Raw genomic sequence first — 17,212 nt, 5'->3', positions numbered from 1 at the left:
GGCAGCGGTCATCCGCCCCTGACGGTTTGGGCATCTCCGCAGCGATCACAGGAGACCCACCTCTCCGACTCCCGTTCGGCACAGGTCGTGCATCGCGGGCAGATGAAGACGCGGTCCCGGATCCAGCACGGGCCGGCGAGAAGCTCCGCCCCGAACACCCGGTCGAGATGGTCGCCGTATCCGCCGGTCGCGGCCTGCTGCATCGGGATCAGCACGGGATAGGTGTTCCCACACGCGCGGCAGAGCCGCGACTCCCAGGCAGAGCCACAGCTCTCGCACTCGCACCGGTAGGTGCCGTCAGGGCGTGGCTGGAGGCGGCGTTCGGGGCGCGCGGCCGGCTTGTCGCAGACCGGGCACCAGGTCAGACCGGTCAGGTGGCGGGCCGCCTGGTCCAGGCTGCGCCAGAGCTGCTCGACGCGCTCGATGTTGGCTCCCCGCCGCCGCAGTCGGGAGGTTTCCTCGCGAAGCGCCAGGGTGGCAGTGCGCACGGCGGCCAGCTCGTGGTCGGCGGGCGGACGTACCCCACGCAGACCCTCCGGTGCCACGGCGAGCCAGCTCGTGTTCCGGACGATCGCCTGCCCCTCCTCGTCGGTGCAGGCGACCACCGGCGGGTACGCGCTGAGCCGTGGAGCATCGATCACCCACCGCAGGGCGCGTGCGATCCGCGTAACGCTGTCGATCTCCAACGGAGACACCGGCAGCAGGAAGACCGGCACCGGCAGGCGCGCTGGCGCGGGGGATTCCGGACCCTCGAACGCACGCAGCAGGATCTCCCTGGCGACCCGGTCGCCCTCGCGCTCGTCGCGGTTACCGGGATACAGGACCAGCGTCGGTGTGGCGACTGGCACCCGGTGGAGGTGGGTGAGCAGATCGGCGTTGCCCCCCTGCTGGCTCGACGCCGCCAGCGCATGCGGGATCGGCACGATCCGTAACGCGGCCTCCGCTCCCCGGCGGACGACGAACGCACCGTCCTCGTGCCATTCGAGGGACACCAGGCCGTGCCGTCCCTCGAACGTCACGGTGCCGCCGGGGCCGGGTGCCGGCTGCGATCGGTCGGTCTCCAGGCCGAGCTGGTCGAAGGCCCGCATGAGCAGCAACGCGTTGTAGTGGGCGAAGCTGTCGCACCACTGTTGGACGTGCCGGGCGAGATCGCTCTGGAGGGTGGTGCCCGCATGGGTCTTCAGCCATGCCTGCCACAGCTCACCGACCCGCCGGTACCGATCGTCGTTGACGAAGATGTTCGTACTGCGGAGCAGCATGCCCAGCTCGGCATGCCGGTTGACGCCACGGTGGACCGGCGAACCCATCAGGCTGGCCACCGCATGGCTGAGCCGCTCCAACGCGACGAGCCGCTCGACGGTCCGCGTCTGCCACGTGTCGTCGTTGACGAAGCCGGCGAAGAGGTCGAACAGGTGCTCGTGCGTACGCCATGGGCGCTGCGCGATCTCGGTGGCGAGCCGCTTCGCGTCCTCGACCATCCAGTCGATCCGCCGGACCTCGGTGATCCGCTTGTTGAGGAACCGCCAGAGATGGTCGACGAGTCGGGCTGCGACACGGTTCTCGTACAGGTCGGTGTCGAACTCCCGCGTCGGGCTGAGCACCCGATCGGGTCGGACGCCATCGGGTCCTAGCCGCGCCCAGTCCTCGCTGTGCGCGGCCAGCCGGGCGATCGTCTGCGGGGTGATCCGGCGTGACCGGGAGGCGGGCACGAGTTCGTGGACCGGGCGCAGCCGGGTCGCCGGCCGGAAGCAGACGGCTCGCAGAGAGCCCAGCCCTTCGTCCACTGCCCGTTCGAGGGCGCTCTCCCGCAGCCGGGCATCGGCGTCGGCCAGGAGCGGGGACAGGGCGAGCATGGTGCCGAGGGACTCCGCCCGCTCGTACACCTCGCGGACGTGGCCACCAATGGCGATGACGGTGTCCACCGTGACATCGCCGGGCAGCGGGTCCGTCCCGAAGTCGCCGGCCAGACCCGACCGGCCACGATCGGTCGTGAGTCTCCACGGCCCGGTGCCGCTGGCGAGGTACCTGCCGACTTCGGCGGGCTGACCGGCGATGCTGACCGGTCGGGTCCCCGGCACGAACGTGTAGCGGCCGAGCGGATCGCGCCCCTTCGGTGCGTACACCTCGCGGCCGAGAAACCGGTCCCAGATCGCGACCCCGGCCATCACACGTCACCGCGGAGGTAGATCTCCTCGTCCAGGAGACGGATCGAGTAGGTCGGCGGCTCGTCCGGATCCAGGAGGTGCCACATCGCCGTCAGCTCGTTCCGCAGGTTGTCGAGCTTCTGCGCCCGCACCTCGTGGCGTCCGCGCAGCTTACGTAGGACCTTGGTCGCCACGACGTGGTCCACGGCCTCGGTGATCGAGCCACCGCTGGCGAGCACCACCGACACGTAGCTGCCGAGCTGCCGGCGTACCCGACTGCCCCAGGAGATGCGGAACTCGCTCAGCATCCGTGGCGCCAGCGCCCCGTCGAGGAACTCGCGGACGTCGTCGACCCGCTTGCCGTGCTGCCTGCGGGCCGCCGTGAAGGATCGCTTCAGCGCGGCCGTCGAGATCGCCCCGAGCGGCTCGACCGGCTGCGGCTTGAAGGACTGGTGTTCGGCGGGCAGTTCGAGGACGTGCGCGCGGTCGTAGGTCTTGTCGGCGAACGAGACGGTCGTCTCGTCGTGGTTGGCCGTGCCGACGAACCACACGTTCCCGGGCAGGAGCAGCTTCCGGCCCTCGCGGAGAAGGGCGGGAGCGGGCTCGACCCCGGCGCTCATCAGCACGAGACTCGGCGGTGCGGCGCCCCGCCGTTGGGTGAGTTCCATCGCGGACAACACGTCGTTGAAGTACTGCTCGGGGTAGGAGAGGTTCATCTCGTCGAGGACCACGAAGAACGGCTGCCGCCCGAACTCCGGACACTGCGCCTGGTAGAGCGCCTGCGTGAACTCCGACTCGTAGAACTTCCGCTCGAACGCGTTGTAGTAGCCCATCAGGTCCTGCGGCGTACGCCAGTCCGCCCCGACCGAGACGATCGACGACGCCGCGCCGATGGCCTCGGCGAACCGCTGCGGAAGCTGGGTCTTGCCGATGCCGCTGATGCCCTGGAGGAGATGCAGTTGGCTGGTCGCCAGACCGGCGAGAAAGCAGCGCAGATCCCGCTCGGAGTAGTAGATCCGGTGCTGTTGGGCGATGTACGCCCGAATTCGGGAGATCAGCTCCGGCAGTGGGGGTACCTCGTCCAGCAGTTCCTCCGGCGGCGTGCCGTAGGTGCTGTCCATCTTCGTGCAGGCGGGGAACGGCGCAGCACCCTCGCGGCGTTCGATGAGCCCCTCCATGTCCTTCCGGAGGTCCTCCACGGTCGCCTGGTACGCACGCACCGTCGCCTCGGCCGCCTCCTTGGTCACCTTCATGCGTTCCAACTCGACGGCGTTGCTCTCGTACGCGCCGAGGCGCCGCTGCAGGCTTGCGTTCTCGGCGACGAGCACGGCATGCTCCTCCGCCCAGTGCAGCTTCTCCTCCTGCAACGCGGTGAGACGCGCCATCGCGTCCTCCGGGAAGGAACGCTGGCTCTGGCGTAGCGCGGTGTTCTCCCTCTCCAGGGTCGCGAGGCTCTCGAGCACGTCGCGCGGCTCCCGATGGCCGAACGCCCGCCGGAGCCGTTCCAGTTCGGCAGCCTGCTCCTCCAGCCGGTCGAGCTGCTCACGCGCCGCGCTGTGCCGTTCCTCCAGGTGCTTGTACTGCAACCGTAGGCTCTCGGTGGCGGCCTCCGCGGCGTTCTCCAGCCGCTCGTCGTAAAGCTCCTTCAGGTCGTCCAGGTCTTCCTGCCGGAGGTCGAGCTCCCGCTTCAGGTCGCGTAGCTCACGCCGTTCCTTCTGCAGTCGCACCCGCTCCTCGTGCAACTGCCGCCGCTGGTCGTCGAGTTCGGCGCGGAGCTGTTCCCGCCCCCGCTCCCGCTCCTCGTCGAGCGCCCGCCGCTCCGCCTCGACCCGCTCCAACGTGGCCGCCAGCGCCACCCGGGCACTGGCGAGAATCTCCTCCTTCTCCCGCTCCTGCCGCTCGACCAGCCTCATCTCCCCGGCGAGCAGTTCGCTGTCCCGCTCGTCGAGCTTGACCCGTAGCTGGGCCGCCTCGTCGTCCCTGCGGCGCAGGTCCATCTCGCGGGCGTCCTGCACGGCATCCCGCTCGTCGATTTCGTCGGCACGCCGGGCCACCTCCGCCTCGGCCGCCGCAACCGCGGCCCCGCGCTTGTCGAGTTCCCGCAACGCCAGTTCGTACGCCTGTTGCGCCTGCGCGTACCGCTCGTACGCGGACCGCAACGTGGACTCGTCGACGCCGGTCTCGGGTGTGGCCGCAGGCTCGGACAGCGGCACGCTGTCCGGGAGCACCGCCTTCGCCTTCGCCGCCGCGTCCGCCGCCTCCTCGACCAGGTCGGCCGGGCCCGTGGCGGGTCGCGTCCGCGGGCGTGGAGCGGGCGGCGTCTGCTTCTTCGGCGGGGTCCTCCTCCGCGCCATCAGCGTTCTTTCCTCTCAGGTTCGACTTCGGGCAGGTTGATGAGTTCGCGGGCGGCTTCTAGGGCGACTCTCCGACACCACCGGGCGTCCTGCACGCTCGTCGGGTCGGGGGCGGCGTGTGAAGCACGGTTGCGCAGTGGGTTGAGCAGTTCGAGCGCTTCGAGCAGGTCGGGACGGCGCTGGGCCATCCGGCGCAGCGGGTGGCCCGGGTGGGCACTGCTCGCCGCGGCGAGCAGGCAGTACGGGACGAGGTCCTTGACGTACGGCTTGGGCGCGCCGGAGCCGAGGTCCCGGTTGTAGAGGCCGGGCAGCGTGTGGAAGCCGACGACCTGCGCCGCCTTCTCCAATCCGGCCCGCCGCACCCGCAGCGACTTCGTAAACTCGGCCTCCGTCTTGCGGGGCAGCGGGTACGCGACCGCCATCCGTCGGAACAGCTCCTCGTACAGCTTCTGGGTGGCCAGCATGACGTGGTCGATCGCGTCGACCCGGTCGCCCCGCGCCACGGCGATCTCCACACCCATCATGAGGTCGTAGGCGGCCCGATGATCACGGATCGCCGGGCCCAGGTCGTGCACCATGCGGACCTCGAGCGGACCGCGCGCCTCGTGCTCCGCCTCCCGTAGGCGCCTGCCCGCCCGCTCCACCTCGGCCTCCACCCGCTGCCGGATGTCCTCGTCGATCTGACTGTCGTCGGGGGCGTACCGGTCGATCAGCGTCCGCAGCAGGTCGCTGTGTCCCACGCCGAACGGGTCGTGCGCCACCCAGCCCTCCGCGTGGCTCCCCGCCCCGGCAGCGTTCGCCTCGACGAAACACACGAGGAACACGGGTTCCTCCTCGGCGACGAAGGAGATCCGGTGGATGTCGGACGCCGCACCGCCGAACGCGCCGGGCCCTCTGCTGCCGAGGAGGGTCTCCTCCGGTACGGCGACCGGTTCCAGGCCCTGCGCCCGCTCGAACTCCCGGACCTGCTCCACCCGGCGATCAGCGTGGTCCGTGCTGACCGCCCCCAGCACCTGGGCGACGCTCGGCTTCGGTGGCACCCCGTCGGGCGGGACGATCCGGCGGGCGCGCAGCCTGTCGTCCTTCCCCGCCGTGCCGAGTTGGAGCAGTACCTCGTCGTCCCGACTGAGGAGGACGTAGGCGTCCTCGAGCTGCTCGACCGTACGCGGCCACAGCTCGTTGGTGAAGGGGTCCTGGAACACGTAGAACACCCGCCACTCGGGCGACTCGATCACCGAACCGGTTCGCAGGCTCTCCCGTCCCTGCTCTGTCGGCTCCCGGTGTCGGTCCAGGTGCCCGGCCGTGGTGGCGCGATCGAGGATGTGGGCACACAGCCGGATGTCGAGTCCCAGCAGCTCACCGATCCCCTCCGGGCTACGCACCCCGGCCTGGCACAGCCCGAGCACCGCGCGTTCGAAAAGGTCCAGGCCGCGCTTCTGGAGGATGGGCGCCGTGATCCGGTACGCCCACGCCGGCCACAGCACGCCGAGCCGGTGCGCCGAGCGGCGCGGTGCGGCAGCGCACTGGACGACCCGCGCGCTAGCCGGAAACGAAGCGGCCATGGCCGCCCTCCTCCCGAGCCAGTCGGAGCAGGTCCACCAACGGCGCGACCTCGGTGGGCGCGATGCCGGAAGCGAACATCTCGTCCGCACCCACGGCGATGAGCAGCCGCCGTTGCCGGCTGAGCGCGACGCACAGCCGGTTGCGCAGGATCAGGTGCCCGTACCGCCGACGGACCCAGCGATGGTATGCGGGGCTGGTGACGTCCGGCGGCTGCTCGCTCTCCGGCCAGCAACGGGTGACCGACAGAAGCACGACGTCGAACTCCTTGCCCTGGAACGCGTCGACCGTGCCGACCCGCAACCGGTCGACCCGCTGGCCGTCGACGCCGTACCGGAGCGAGTCCGGCACCTCGTAGCCCTCGTCGGTCCGCTTGGCGAGGTCGAGCCGCTCCAGTTGTTTCCAGATCTCCTGGACCTGCGCCGCGTAGAACGAGATCACGCCGAAGGTCAGGTTCGGCGCAGCGCGGACCAACCTGCTGACCTCCTCGGCGACGCGACGCGCCTCGACCGGCCGGTACTTGCTCCGCGCGCTGTACTCCCGACCGCGCTCCGGCGGCACCGACAGCCAGGCGGCGACCGCCGATCCGTAGCCGGGCAGGTCGTGTACGAAATGCTCGGGCGGCCGTCCCGACCGCAGCCCGCCGCCGTAGAAGTTGCGGCTGACGAAGTCACCGAGCACGGGGTGCATCCGGAACTGGGTGTCGAGCGTGACCACGCGTCGGATGGGTGCGTCCCGACCGCCCAACCGGGTGAACAGCCGCTCGAACAGGCTTTCCTTGAGCTGTGCCGGGGCGGCCGGGTCGCGCTCCTGGAACATCCGCTCCACGTCCGGCTCCAGCATGTGCGGAAGCTGGTTGTGGTCGCCCACCAGGACGATGCGCCGCCCCGCGTGGATGAGCGGGATCATCAGGTCGAGCGGGTTGGCACGAGCCGCCTCGTCCACGATGACGGTGTCGAACACCACGTCGTCGACCCTGGTCTGCTTGGCGTCGGCCATCGAGGGTGAGCTGACCTGCTGGCACGTCGCCGCGTACGAGGCGGTGTACTCGCGCAGGGTCCAGGCCACCGCCTCCGGGTCGCCCTTGAGCGCCTCGAGATAATCCAGGAGGGCGAGCTCGGCGCCGTCGCCACGGGTCTCCCGCACACGCTCCTCCAGCGCGTTGGTCACTCGGGCCAGCAGGTCGGCCACGCCCGGATCGACCACCGGTTCCGGGGCGGGCCCCGTCGTCGGCGTCAGCCGGTCGAGCAGGGTGTCCCGCACCGCGGCGAAGCTCGGCAGGGCCGGTGGCGGCTCGGGTGCCGACCAACTTGCCGCCTCGGCGAGCACCCGTAGGCACTCGGCCACGTCCGGTTGATCGCCCACGTCCGGCAACGCGCGGACGCGCCGCAACACCTTGGCCGCCACGCGCGGCCCGTCGTCGCCGAACGACTCCGGGGAGATCCGGAGGCCGCGGACCGCACGGATCGCGAGCTCGCATTCATCGGTCAGCACTGCGGCACCGTCGGTAGACGTCCGCTCGAACGCGCCCCTACGCTGGCGCAGCTCGTCGGCGAGTTGGCCGGGCACCAGGTCACCGACCTGCTCCTCGATGTCTTTCAACATCCGCGCCACACCGGCGGCGGGCTTCGGCGCAAGCAGGTATCCCGCGTGCGTAGCCGCCACGGCCTGCAGGGCCGTGAGGCTGCGCCCGTGCGCGCTCCCGACGATGGTCCGGGTCACCGAGTCGATCGCGTCCCGCCGCCACTGGTCGGTCTGGACGGTCGTTCCCCGGCCGGTCCGGTCGATCTTGTTCGCCGGCAGCCCGAACACGACCGATCGCTCCACCAGCTCGTCGACGGCGGCGTGCTGGTAGCTGGCGAGCAGCATGCTGCCCCGCACCCGGGCGAAGACCCGCCCCTCCTCGGCGAGCCGCGCCTGCAAGGCGGTGATCACCTGGGTCTTGCCGGTGCCGGGCGGCCCCTGGATGATGGCGATGTCCGGCGTGTTCAGGGCGACGTCGAGGGCCATCTCCTGAATCTGTGTGGGCTGACCGCCGTGGAAGCGGTCCAGCGCGGCGACGGACCGGGGCTTGATCCGGGACAGCACCGGCACCTCCACCCGCTCTCCTTCGAGCAGCGAGAGCAGGTGCGGTATCCGCGTGCCCCGGTCGAGCACACGCCGCCATGCCGTCCGCCGTCGCAGCATCTGCCGGCGGTCGCCCCGGAAGGAGCGGTACAGGAATCCGGCATCGGGCGGCTCCACCCGCCGCTTGATCCCGATGCCGCCGAGCGTCTGGACCTCGAGCATGGTGAGCCGCAGGTCGATCGTGCCAGCCTGCGGATCGGCACGGACCACGGTGCCGCTGACGGTGTCCGTGGGCATCTCGGTGTCCAGCAGCCCCCAGTCCTCTTCGGCCGAGGGCTCCTCCGGAGACGCACCGGTCAGCACCGCCGGAAGGCGCGGTGCGGCTTCCAACTCCAGTGACTCGCCGGTCTCGGTCAGCTGCCGGGCATACTCCGCGAGCGACCCGATGTCGCCTTCGCCAAGGTGTGGGTTCGCCGTGGTGAAGCGATACGTGCCGTCCTTCAGCCGCTCGACCCGGTGGTACTGGGCGAACCCGATCTGGCGCACCGTTCTCGACAGGTACTGACTCTCCAGGCGGTTGTAGTCGTTCCACATGGCGAGGAAACCCCGGCCCGCAGCGAGTTCGGCCATCTGCCGCCGCTTGGCCGCCTCCAGCACGGTGGCCGCCGAGACGTCCGTGAAGGTGACGTCGCAGTGGACGAGTTTCATCACGCCCGGCTGGTCACCCCGCACCTGGCGAACCACCCGGACGACCTCCAGCCGGTCGCCCACCGCCTTGACATCGGCGACCAGGCCCCGACCGTGAATCCGGAACCCCGCCTCCCGCGCCAGGTTCCCGTCGACCCCCGCCGACGAGACGAACCGGCCGGGCGTGCCAGCGGGCGACCCCGGCAGTGCCGGCAACAGGAGTCGCTGGGTGATCCAACTGATCGCCCGTGCGGCCGGTCGTTGCTCCTTGCGCAGACCGCCGGCCCTGACGACCGTCTCCAGCGGCCTGTCACCGACCCCGATCGACAGCGGCTCCCAGGTGGGGCCCCGTTCGTAACTGTGGATGTTGACCGCGAGGCACACCCCCGGCCGCGGTCCGCCGGGTCCGTGTCGGGGCGACCGGTCGACGTCCACCACGAAGGCGATCCGCGCCGAGCTCGCCCCCAGCACGCGCTGGAGTACCTGCCCGTTTCCGGTGTCCATGCCTTCGACCCGGCCGCTGACACCATCGATCCCGGCGATGACGTCGCCATTCGGTGTACGTCCCAGGATGATCTCGGTGCGCTCCGGTTCGACGCGCGGCATCGGCAAACGGCCCCGCCACCGCAGCCAGACCAACTGCGCCGTGCCAGGTAACGGGCTGACCCGGGCACCGCCGGAATGCGCGGGCCGCCGGCCCGGTCGGGGAGCGTTGGTCATTTGCTACCGCCCCGAAGCATCCGGACGAAGCGGAGCAACCGGTGCGGCTCGCCTCTCTGGCCGAAGTGCAGCGCCCAGCCCGGCAGTGCGTCCGGTCCGGGGAACGCGTACTCGGTGGCCGGCTCCACCGACAACGCGGCGTCACCGTCGCCGGCGGTGAACCACACCGGTCGGTTCCAGTGGTTACGGGTCACCAGTTGCCCGGCCCGGTTCCACCGCAGCTCGACGACGGGACGCTCCGACTGTTGCTGGTCGAGGATCGCGGTGCGGGCGGTGACCACGACCGGATCCTCCATCTGGAGGACGAGCGCCGTCAGGGGACGTCCGTCGACCGATGCCAGGTCCGGTACGTACGTGTGAACGGTGGCGGCGAGCGCTGGCGGCGCGCCCCGGCGACACCAGGGACACGCGTCGACGTTCGCGTAGAACGAGCCCCCGCACCCGTCGCACCGAAGGGTGACGGCGGCGGCGTCGTACAGCTTGGTTCGCCACTCCCCGACCGTCGGCCGACGCGTCGGATCGTGCAGCCCGTCGACGAACGTCCGTTCCGCCAGTGTCCGGAGCGCAGGGGTCAACACGTACCGCCAGTCGATGCCGAAGCTCGACCGGTTGGTGTCGTCGTCGGGGTGGTGGATCCAGGGCAGCTCGCCGGCGAACGCCCTTCTCTCGAGGTCGGGTTCCCCGTCGTGCACCACGTCACCGACGAACGGATGTGTCACCGCCATCACCTGGAACACCATCACCGCGAACGCGTGCGCGTCACTGAGACTGGTCACGCCGCTGCGGCCGGCGACGAGCTCGGGGGCGGCATAGCCCGGTGTCATGTACTGCTCGTCGCGGGCCTCCGACATGACCGCGATGTTGTCCACGTCGATGAGCCACACCTCGTCGTGCTCCACCGGCTCGGAGACCAGCACGTTGGCGGGCGACGGGTCGCCGTACACCATTCCCCGCGCGTGCAGGGAGGAGAGCGCGTCAGCGAGCCGGCTGAGCAGACGCAGCCGCCGCCGTAGACCGCCCGTACGTCCGTACCAGGTCAGAAAGTCCTCAGCGGAGGGTGCGGCCGACAGCGTCTCCAGCGCGACCATGTCGTCGAGCAGTTCCATCACGTACCCGAGGTGCGGTGGCTGGAGCATCGCCAGTGGCCGGGACAGCGGCAGGCCATCGAGGTCCAGACGCTTCACCACCCGGAGACGCTGGTGCAGCCGGGACGCGTCCGACTGGCTCCTGGAGCGGAGCACCTTGACGGCGTGTCGCCGCCCGGCTACCCACACCTCCCCCTGCCCGCCGACGCCCAACCTTCGCGTCAGCTCCAACGGTTCGCCGTTCTCCTGGTACACGATGTTGCGGATGCCGGTCGTCGACCAAGTGGCGGCCTGTCCCGCTGCGAGCACGCCCGATCCTCTCCGGAGTCGCCGTCAGTTCATGAAGTCGAGGAGGTCCTCTGGCCGCATCACGGCGGGATCTTCCGGCCGACCGCTACGCACCCGCGTCGTCACGCTCATCGTCACCCAGGCGAAGAAGGACGAGAGGCGGTGGATCTCGTCCGCGCGCATCACCGGGATCGCCGGATTGGCGACAAACTGGTTCAGCACCGTAAAGGCGTCCTGATCCATGTCCTGGCCGATCCCGACCGCCAGGCGTACGGCTTTGCCGCCACGCTCGGTGCCGAGCAGCCGGGTCAGCGCCTCGTGCCACTCGTCGGTCGGCATCCCGTCGGAGACGAGCACCAGGGTCGGCTGGAAGGCCCGCCGGGGAATGATCTCCTCGTCCTGCAGGAGGTCGGCCAGTAGATCGAGAGCCCCACCGAGCGGCGTCCGGCCGCTCGCCGCCATGTCCGTCCACTGCGCCTCACGCGCCGGTACCGGCGCGTGGTGCAGCCGGGCCCCGTCGCCGCCGAACGTCACCACCCCGACCACGATCTCACCCCGGACGGTGTCCTCGGCGGCGAAGCTCCTGATCATCGCGGATATGCTCTGGTTCAAGACGCCGATCTTGCCGTCCTGCGCCATGCTGCCGCTGACATCGGCGAGCACCAGCACGGGCAGCGGGCGTGGAAGTTGCGCTCTCGGACGCATTGGACCCGGCTGATTCTCCATGGCTTCCTCCAAGCATGCACGACGCTCGGGCGGATCCGAGCAGGACAGAATAGTGGTAGCTATTTGCCGTGGTCAAGACCCCCGCACAACGCGCTGACGCCACGCCGAACCCGACGTCCAGGAACTTGCTTTCGGAGAGTCGCCAGCGAACCTACAACCATTGCCAGCCACCCCGCAAAGCGCGTTCGCTCATTGCCCCGCACTGTGGCCGACAACTGGTACTGTCCCGCCCAGACGCCACTGTGCGGCGTTCACAATGGCCGTTTCCCGACGAACGAATGGAGAGGGATGACCGTACGCCCTGATCGCCGGGCCCGCCCAGCCAGCCTCGTGTGCAGGTAGGACCCATGGGCCGCCCGGAGAATGGCGGCCCACCTGTTCTGCGAACAGCTCTCGCCGGCGCAATATTGATCATGGTCCTGGGCGTGGCCTGGACGATGATCAAATCGCAGCCGTGCGACGTGCGAACGAGACTCGAGGGCCTGGGTGTCAAAGTGTCGGTGGGAGTCCGAGGCACATGCGAAGCCCCGCCTCCCCCATGATTACCAGTGACCAAGGGAGCTGTATGCACATCTGAGGCACACCGGAGCACGACTCCCCTTCAAAGATCAGCCACTTGTTTCCTCATCGGTAACATGGGATGTGAAGGTCTGAACGCAAACGCGGACCACGCACGTCGTTACCAGCTTCAGAAGCTTCATGTCCGCACGAAATCCCGCACAGGATTGACGGAACACCTTCGAAAGGCAACGTCAGGCCGCACATTCGCGCGCCGTGAATGACCTGACGCGCGTTCACGTCCACTCGTACGACGTCCTGCGACGCGAAGGCCCTGGGTCCCGCCGACCCGGGGCCTTTTGCACGCCCGGTGACAGCCGGCGAAGTCGGTGTCACGGTGACGGCAGGACGGACGTGGAATAGCCGCCGCCCGTCCGAGCCAGCCAGGTCCGCAGCGCCCACCACCAGCGCAGGGTGACCAGCACCGGCCACCGGCCGTCCGGTTCGGCCAGCAGCGGCGGCATGCCGACCAGCTCCCGCAACCGGCGCATCCGGTACCGGACGGTGTTGGGATGCAGGTGCAGGGCCGCCGCCGTGTGGTCGAGCCGCTGTCCGTGGTCCAGGTAGGCCAACGCGGTCGAGGCCAACTGCCGGTGGAACCCGTCGGCCGGGTCCAGGGCGGCCAGCAGGGTCGTACCGAGCAGGTCGGCCAGGACCGGCTGGGCGGCCAGGGCGGTCTCCCCGGCCAGCTCGACGAGGGTGTGCCGGCCGCGCAGCCCGGCACCGGCGGCGACGTGCAGGGCGGCGACGCAGAGCGCGTGCAGGGCGGGCAGCCGGTCCAGCGGCCGGGCGGGCGCCACCACCACGAGGGTGGTGGCGTCGAGGGCGTCGGTCGGTAGCCGGCGCGGGGCGAGCCCGGCGAGCCGGTCGTCGACCGTACCGAACACGCCGCCGCAGCGGGACAGCCGGCGCTCGGCCGCGCGGATCCGGGCCGGGTCGGTCAGGTCGGTGACCACGCAGTGGTACCGCCCGTCCGGCCGCAGCCCGAAGCGGAGCAGGTCCTCCCGACAGCCGGCGGTCGGCCCGTCGGCGAGCAGCCGGCGCAGCATCCGGTTGCGATCGTCCTGGTCGGTCCGGGCCAGGTCGCGTTCGGCCGCGTGGTAGCCGTCGATCAGGGCACGTTCCAACGCGCCCGCGTACCGGTCGAGGTCGAGCAGGCCCGCCAGGAGCGCGGCGTCCGGGATGCCGACCGCCCGGCCCCGGTCGAGGGCGGCCTCCACCACCACCCGCCGTCCGGCCTCGACCCCCCGGAGCAGCCCGGTCATCGGTACGCCCTGGGCGGCCCGGTCCGCGCCCAGCAGCCGGGCCTCGGCGAAGTCGCGTTCGGTCGGGTCGGCCAGCAGCTCGAAGGAGGCGAGCCCGGCGGCGAGGAGGGCCGCCACGTGCCGGCGGTTCTCCGCCCACGGCAGTCGGGCGACCTCGACCGAGCTGGCCCGCGCCGCCTCGACCATCTCGTCCACGATCCGCTGGTCGGCGGCGATGTCGCGTAGCAGCGCCCCGAGGGACACGAGCCGCTCCGGCAGCACCATCGACCCCGCTCCCTCGACCGTCGCTGTGGCTCACGCACAACGGTTCGTCCGGGTGTTGGACCTCGGCACCTACCGAGAGTCCAGGTTCGACTGATTTCCTTCCGTTACCGCAAAGTAACACCGTGTCGCGTCGAACGGAACGCCGGCACGGGCACCCCACGGTCAGGAGCGGTCCATGACAGCAGCAGCATCCGCGTCCCCGCACGCCCGTGGCAGGCGTCGCCGCTGGTACGGCGCGACCGTCGCCACCCTCGCCCTCCTCGTCACCGGCGCCCCCGTCCCGGCCGGCGCCGCCGGTCCCACCGGCCCGGTCCGGGCCGCCGCCCCGGTCAGCGGCGCCAGCCTCCAGGAGGTGATGTTCGTCGGCAACAATCGGGAGGGCACGGTCGACGTCATCCGCGCCCGGGGCGACTACGCCAGACTCGGCCGGATCAACGTGGTCCCGGACAAGACCGAACGGCTCTGGGAGATCTACCTGAACCCCATCAAGCTCGCCTTCTACCTGGGTGTCCGGGAGGGGCCGGGTGAGGGGCACGACCAACTGGTCGACGACATGTACAGCACGCCGGACGGCACGGCGGTGGTCGCCTCCCGGCCCAGCTTCGCCGACGTGGTCTCGATCGACGTCGCCACCGGCGCCGTCCGCTGGCGGTTCCCGGTCTCCGGGTACCGCTCGGACCACATGGCCGTCTCCCCCGACGGCACCAGGGTCGCGGTCTCGGCCTCCCTGTCCAACCGGGTGCACGTGCTCGACATCAACACCGGCCGGGAACTCGGGTCGTTCAAGACCGGGGACAAGCCGCACGAGAACATCTACACCAAGGACCGCCGGCACATCTGGAACATGTCGATCGGGGAGGTGACCACCTCGCTCGACGACCCGTCCCAGGACTGGACCAAGGGCGACCGGAAGATCGTCGTCGCCGACGCCAACACCTTCGCCACCGTACGGACCATCGACATGCGGCCCCGGCTGAACGCCGTCGGCCGCACCGACCTCTCCGACGCCGTCCGCCCGGCGGTCTTCACGCCCGACGAGACGAAGTTCTACTTCCAGGTGTCGTTCTTCAACGGGTTCCTGGAGTACGACGTCGCCTCCGACGCCATTACCCGGATCGCCACGCTGCCGAAGAACCCGGACACCAACGAGGACCGGACGACCTGGGTCAACGACTCCCGGCACCACGGCCTGTCGATGAGCCCGGACGGGTCGAAGCTCTGCGTGGCCGGCACCATGGACAACTACGCCACCATCGTCGACCGCGCCACTCTCGCGCCCGGACCGCTGGTGACGGCCGGCAAGCCGTACTGGGCGACGGTCAGCGGGGACGGCCGGGACTGCGTGATCTCCGAATCGGACACCGACCGGGTCACCGCGATCAACTTCGCCACCGGCCAGAAGGTCACCAGCGTGGCGGTCGGCGACCACCCGCAGCGGGTCCGGATCGGGGGCCTGCCGACCGGCTGGACCCCGCCGCCCGCCGGCTGACCCCGATCACCGGTACGCCGGCATCGGCCGCCCGGCATCGTCCCGGGCGCCACACGCCGGCGTCGCGCTCCCCGCCGCCTCGGCGGGGAGCGTTCTGCCGCCCGCCGGAGGACCTGCTCGCTGATCTCCTACGGGTGCTCGGTCCGAGGTCAGCTGGTGACGGCGATCCCGCCGACCTGACCGCCACCGGCCATGGAGATCCAGCCGGCGTACGCGCCCTGCTTGGCATAGAAGTTGCCGCTCCCGACGAAGGCGAACCAGTCGTCGGGTCCGAGCGCGACGTCCCGCACCTGGCCCCCCTCGGCCATCGCCAGCCAGGGGCCGTACACCCCGTCCTTGGCGTAGAAGTTGCCGCCCTGCAACCAGCCGATCCAGTTGCCGGCCAACACCACCTTCGACGCCCCACCAGCGTTGACCGCCTGCCACGGCGCGTACGCCCCGTCCTTGGCGTAGAGCACACCGGCGGAGTTCACGAACGCGAACCGGTCACCACTGACCGCGATGTCCCGCACCTGACCACCGCCGGCCAGCGTCAGCCATTGGGCGTCGATGCCGTTCTTGGCGTAGAAGTTGCCCCGCTCCACCCAGCCGATCCAGTTACCGGCCAGCACCACCCGCGACGCCCCACCGCTGTTGATCGCCCGCCAGGACGCGTACGCCCCGTCCTTGACGTAGAGCACACCGGCGGAGTTCACGAACGCGAACCGGTCACCACTGACCGCGATGTCCCGCACCTGACCGCCCTCGGCCATCGTCAGCCACGGGGCGTACACCCCGTCCTTGGCGTAGAAGTTGCCGCCCTGCAACCAGCCGATCCAGTTGCCGCCCAGCACCACCTTCGACGCCCCACCGGCGTTGACCGCCTGCCACGGCGCGTACGCCCCGTCCTTCGCATACAGCACCCCGGCCGAGTTCACGAACGCGAACCGGTCGGGGATCGCGATGACCGGGGCCAGGTCGGCGAAGGGCAGGTTGATCGGCGCGCCCTTCGTCACCGTGCCGCCGCAGGTGTAGGCCGGCCCGATGTCGTACACCGCGCCGTTGCGGCGGATCTCGAAGTGCAGGTGCGGACCGGTCGAGTTGCCGGTGCTGCCGACGTACCCCAGCAGTTGGCCCTGACCCACCTGCTGCCCGACCACCACCGACGGCTGCCGCACCATGTGCAGGTACCGCGTCTGGTAACCGGCGGCGTGGTTCAGGGTGACCAGGTATCCGCCACCGCTGGTGAAGCCGGCCGCCGCGACCGTGCCGGGATAGGCCGCCCCGATCGCCGCCCCGCTGTTGCCCGCGACGTCCACCCCATAGTGGTCGGCGTCCACCGAACCGCACCGGTTCGACAACACCCCGGTCACCCGCCCGCCGACCGGCTGGATCATGGCTCCCGCGACGGCGCCCACCGGCTGTGCCGGCACGAGCACGAGTCCGCACAGGACGGCCAGGAGGGACAGGAACGCCCACCGCCGCCTTGCCACCGTCTCCCTGGTCATGCCACGCCCTCTTCTCGGTCCGGTCGGACATCGATGCGACACCGGAGGGACAACATAGACGATCATGCGTGGCGAGGTGGGGCCGACTCCGCGCCGGCCGCTCAGTCAGTCAGCGGTGAGGACGGTGGCCGGGTGCAGGTCGGCGTGGAGCCACCGCGCCGGACCTGTCCAGCGGGGCGCGGTGACCGCGTCGTGCCAGACGGCGCGGACGGCCTCCGGGTCGTCGACCAGCCCCCGCCCGGTGGCGGCGGCGAGCCCGGCGGTGAACTGCTCGGCGCGGTCGGCCAGTGGCCCGCCACGGTCCCGGCCTGCGGGCGCGCCGTCGGGGGCGGGTCGGTGCAGGGCCGTCAGGAAGGTGGCCAGGGTTTCGGCGGCGTCCGCGCGGCCCGCCGGGTGGCTGCCGTCGGTGCGGCGGGTGGCTGCCGCCGGTGCGGCGGATCTTCGTGGCGTCGGTGGTGATGATCACTGTATGGTGGCCGGGCCGGCCGCGGGACTCTGGTGCGACTTCCGGAACCCGC

10 protein-coding genes are annotated in these 17,212 nt (G+C 70.6%); 1 reads left to right on the top strand and 9 read right to left on the bottom strand.

The window, feature by feature from the left end:
* Positions 1-8 precede the first annotated feature (8 nt).
* The 7 genes from QSK20_RS20805 to QSK20_RS20775 form a co-directional block, all read right to left on the bottom strand.
* Complete coding sequence (locus QSK20_RS20805; RefSeq protein ID WP_285790268.1) at positions 9-2,165, bottom strand: hypothetical protein; 2,157 nt, start codon at positions 2,163-2,165, stop codon at positions 9-11.
* A complete protein-coding gene (locus tag QSK20_RS20800; protein WP_285790267.1) occupies positions 2,165-4,498 on the bottom strand; it encodes a DUF8727 domain-containing protein in 2,334 nt (777 codons plus the stop codon). The genes QSK20_RS20805 and QSK20_RS20800 overlap by 1 nt, the downstream gene beginning before the upstream one ends.
* Positions 4,498-6,060 carry a hypothetical protein gene (locus QSK20_RS20795; protein ID WP_285790266.1) on the bottom strand — a complete coding sequence of 521 codons (1,563 nt, stop codon included), beginning with the start codon at positions 6,058-6,060 and terminating at the stop codon, positions 4,498-4,500. Before QSK20_RS20795 ends, QSK20_RS20800 begins: the two co-directional genes overlap by 1 nt.
* The gene (locus tag QSK20_RS20790; RefSeq protein WP_285790265.1) at positions 6,038-9,316 is read right to left on the bottom strand and encodes a DEAD/DEAH box helicase; all 3,279 of its coding nucleotides are present in this window, start codon (positions 9,314-9,316) and stop codon (positions 6,038-6,040) included. Before QSK20_RS20790 ends, QSK20_RS20795 begins: the two co-directional genes overlap by 23 nt.
* A gap of 212 nt (positions 9,317-9,528) precedes the next feature.
* Positions 9,529-10,926 (bottom strand): protein kinase domain-containing protein, encoded by a 1,398-nt coding sequence (locus QSK20_RS20785; protein ID WP_285790264.1) that lies wholly within the window; start codon positions 10,924-10,926, stop codon positions 9,529-9,531.
* 24 nt (positions 10,927-10,950) lie between these two features.
* A complete protein-coding gene (locus tag QSK20_RS20780) occupies positions 10,951-11,574 on the bottom strand; it encodes a vWA domain-containing protein (RefSeq protein ID WP_285790263.1) in 624 nt (207 codons plus the stop codon).
* Between the two features lie 947 nt (positions 11,575-12,521).
* Positions 12,522-13,718, bottom strand: a complete 1,197-nt coding sequence (locus QSK20_RS20775) for an RsbRD N-terminal domain-containing protein (RefSeq protein WP_285790262.1) — start codon at positions 13,716-13,718, stop codon at positions 12,522-12,524.
* A gap of 175 nt (positions 13,719-13,893) precedes the next feature.
* Here QSK20_RS20775 and QSK20_RS20770 point away from each other — a divergent pair, with 175 nt between their 5' ends.
* A complete protein-coding gene (locus QSK20_RS20770) occupies positions 13,894-15,207 on the top strand; it encodes a YncE family protein (RefSeq protein ID WP_285790261.1) in 1,314 nt (437 codons plus the stop codon).
* Positions 15,208-15,356: 149 nt separating this feature from the next.
* Here the strand turns inward: QSK20_RS20770 and QSK20_RS20765 are convergent, their stop codons facing one another.
* Both QSK20_RS20765 and QSK20_RS20760 read right to left on the bottom strand, forming a co-directional pair.
* On the bottom strand, positions 15,357-16,694 hold the full coding sequence (locus QSK20_RS20765; protein ID WP_285790260.1) for a M23 family metallopeptidase: 1,338 nt from the start codon (positions 16,692-16,694) through the stop codon (positions 15,357-15,359).
* Between the two features lie 105 nt (positions 16,695-16,799).
* Complete coding sequence (locus tag QSK20_RS20760; RefSeq protein WP_502888974.1) at positions 16,800-17,057, bottom strand: protein kinase family protein; 258 nt, start codon at positions 17,055-17,057, stop codon at positions 16,800-16,802.
* Positions 17,058-17,212 lie beyond the last annotated feature (155 nt).

The sequence above is a fragment of the Micromonospora sp. NBRC 101691 genome, assembly GCF_030269285.1.
Classification (GTDB): Bacteria; Actinomycetota; Actinomycetes; order Mycobacteriales; family Micromonosporaceae; genus Micromonospora; species Micromonospora echinospora.
Note: the sequence above shows the minus strand (reverse complement) of the source record. Positions and strands in the feature narration are given on the sequence as shown.

Excerpts from the sequence above, each read along its gene's own strand:
- QSK20_RS20805 (WP_285790268.1), bottom strand. The coding sequence starts at position 2,165 with ATGGCCGGGGTCGCGATCTGGGACCGGTTTCTCGGCCGCGAGGTGTAC.
- QSK20_RS20800 (WP_285790267.1), bottom strand. The coding sequence starts at position 4,498 with ATGGCGCGGAGGAGGACCCCGCCGAAGAAGCAGACGCCGCCCGCTCCA.
- QSK20_RS20795 (WP_285790266.1), bottom strand. The coding sequence starts at position 6,060 with ATGGCCGCTTCGTTTCCGGCTAGCGCGCGGGTCGTCCAGTGCGCTGCC.
- QSK20_RS20790 (WP_285790265.1), bottom strand. The coding sequence starts at position 9,316 with ATGGACACCGGAAACGGGCAGGTACTCCAGCGCGTGCTGGGGGCGAGC.
- QSK20_RS20775 (WP_285790262.1), bottom strand. The coding sequence starts at position 13,718 with ATGGTGCTGCCGGAGCGGCTCGTGTCCCTCGGGGCGCTGCTACGCGAC.
- QSK20_RS20770 (WP_285790261.1), top strand. The coding sequence starts at position 13,894 with ATGACAGCAGCAGCATCCGCGTCCCCGCACGCCCGTGGCAGGCGTCGC.
- QSK20_RS20765 (WP_285790260.1), bottom strand. The coding sequence starts at position 16,694 with ATGACCAGGGAGACGGTGGCAAGGCGGCGGTGGGCGTTCCTGTCCCTC.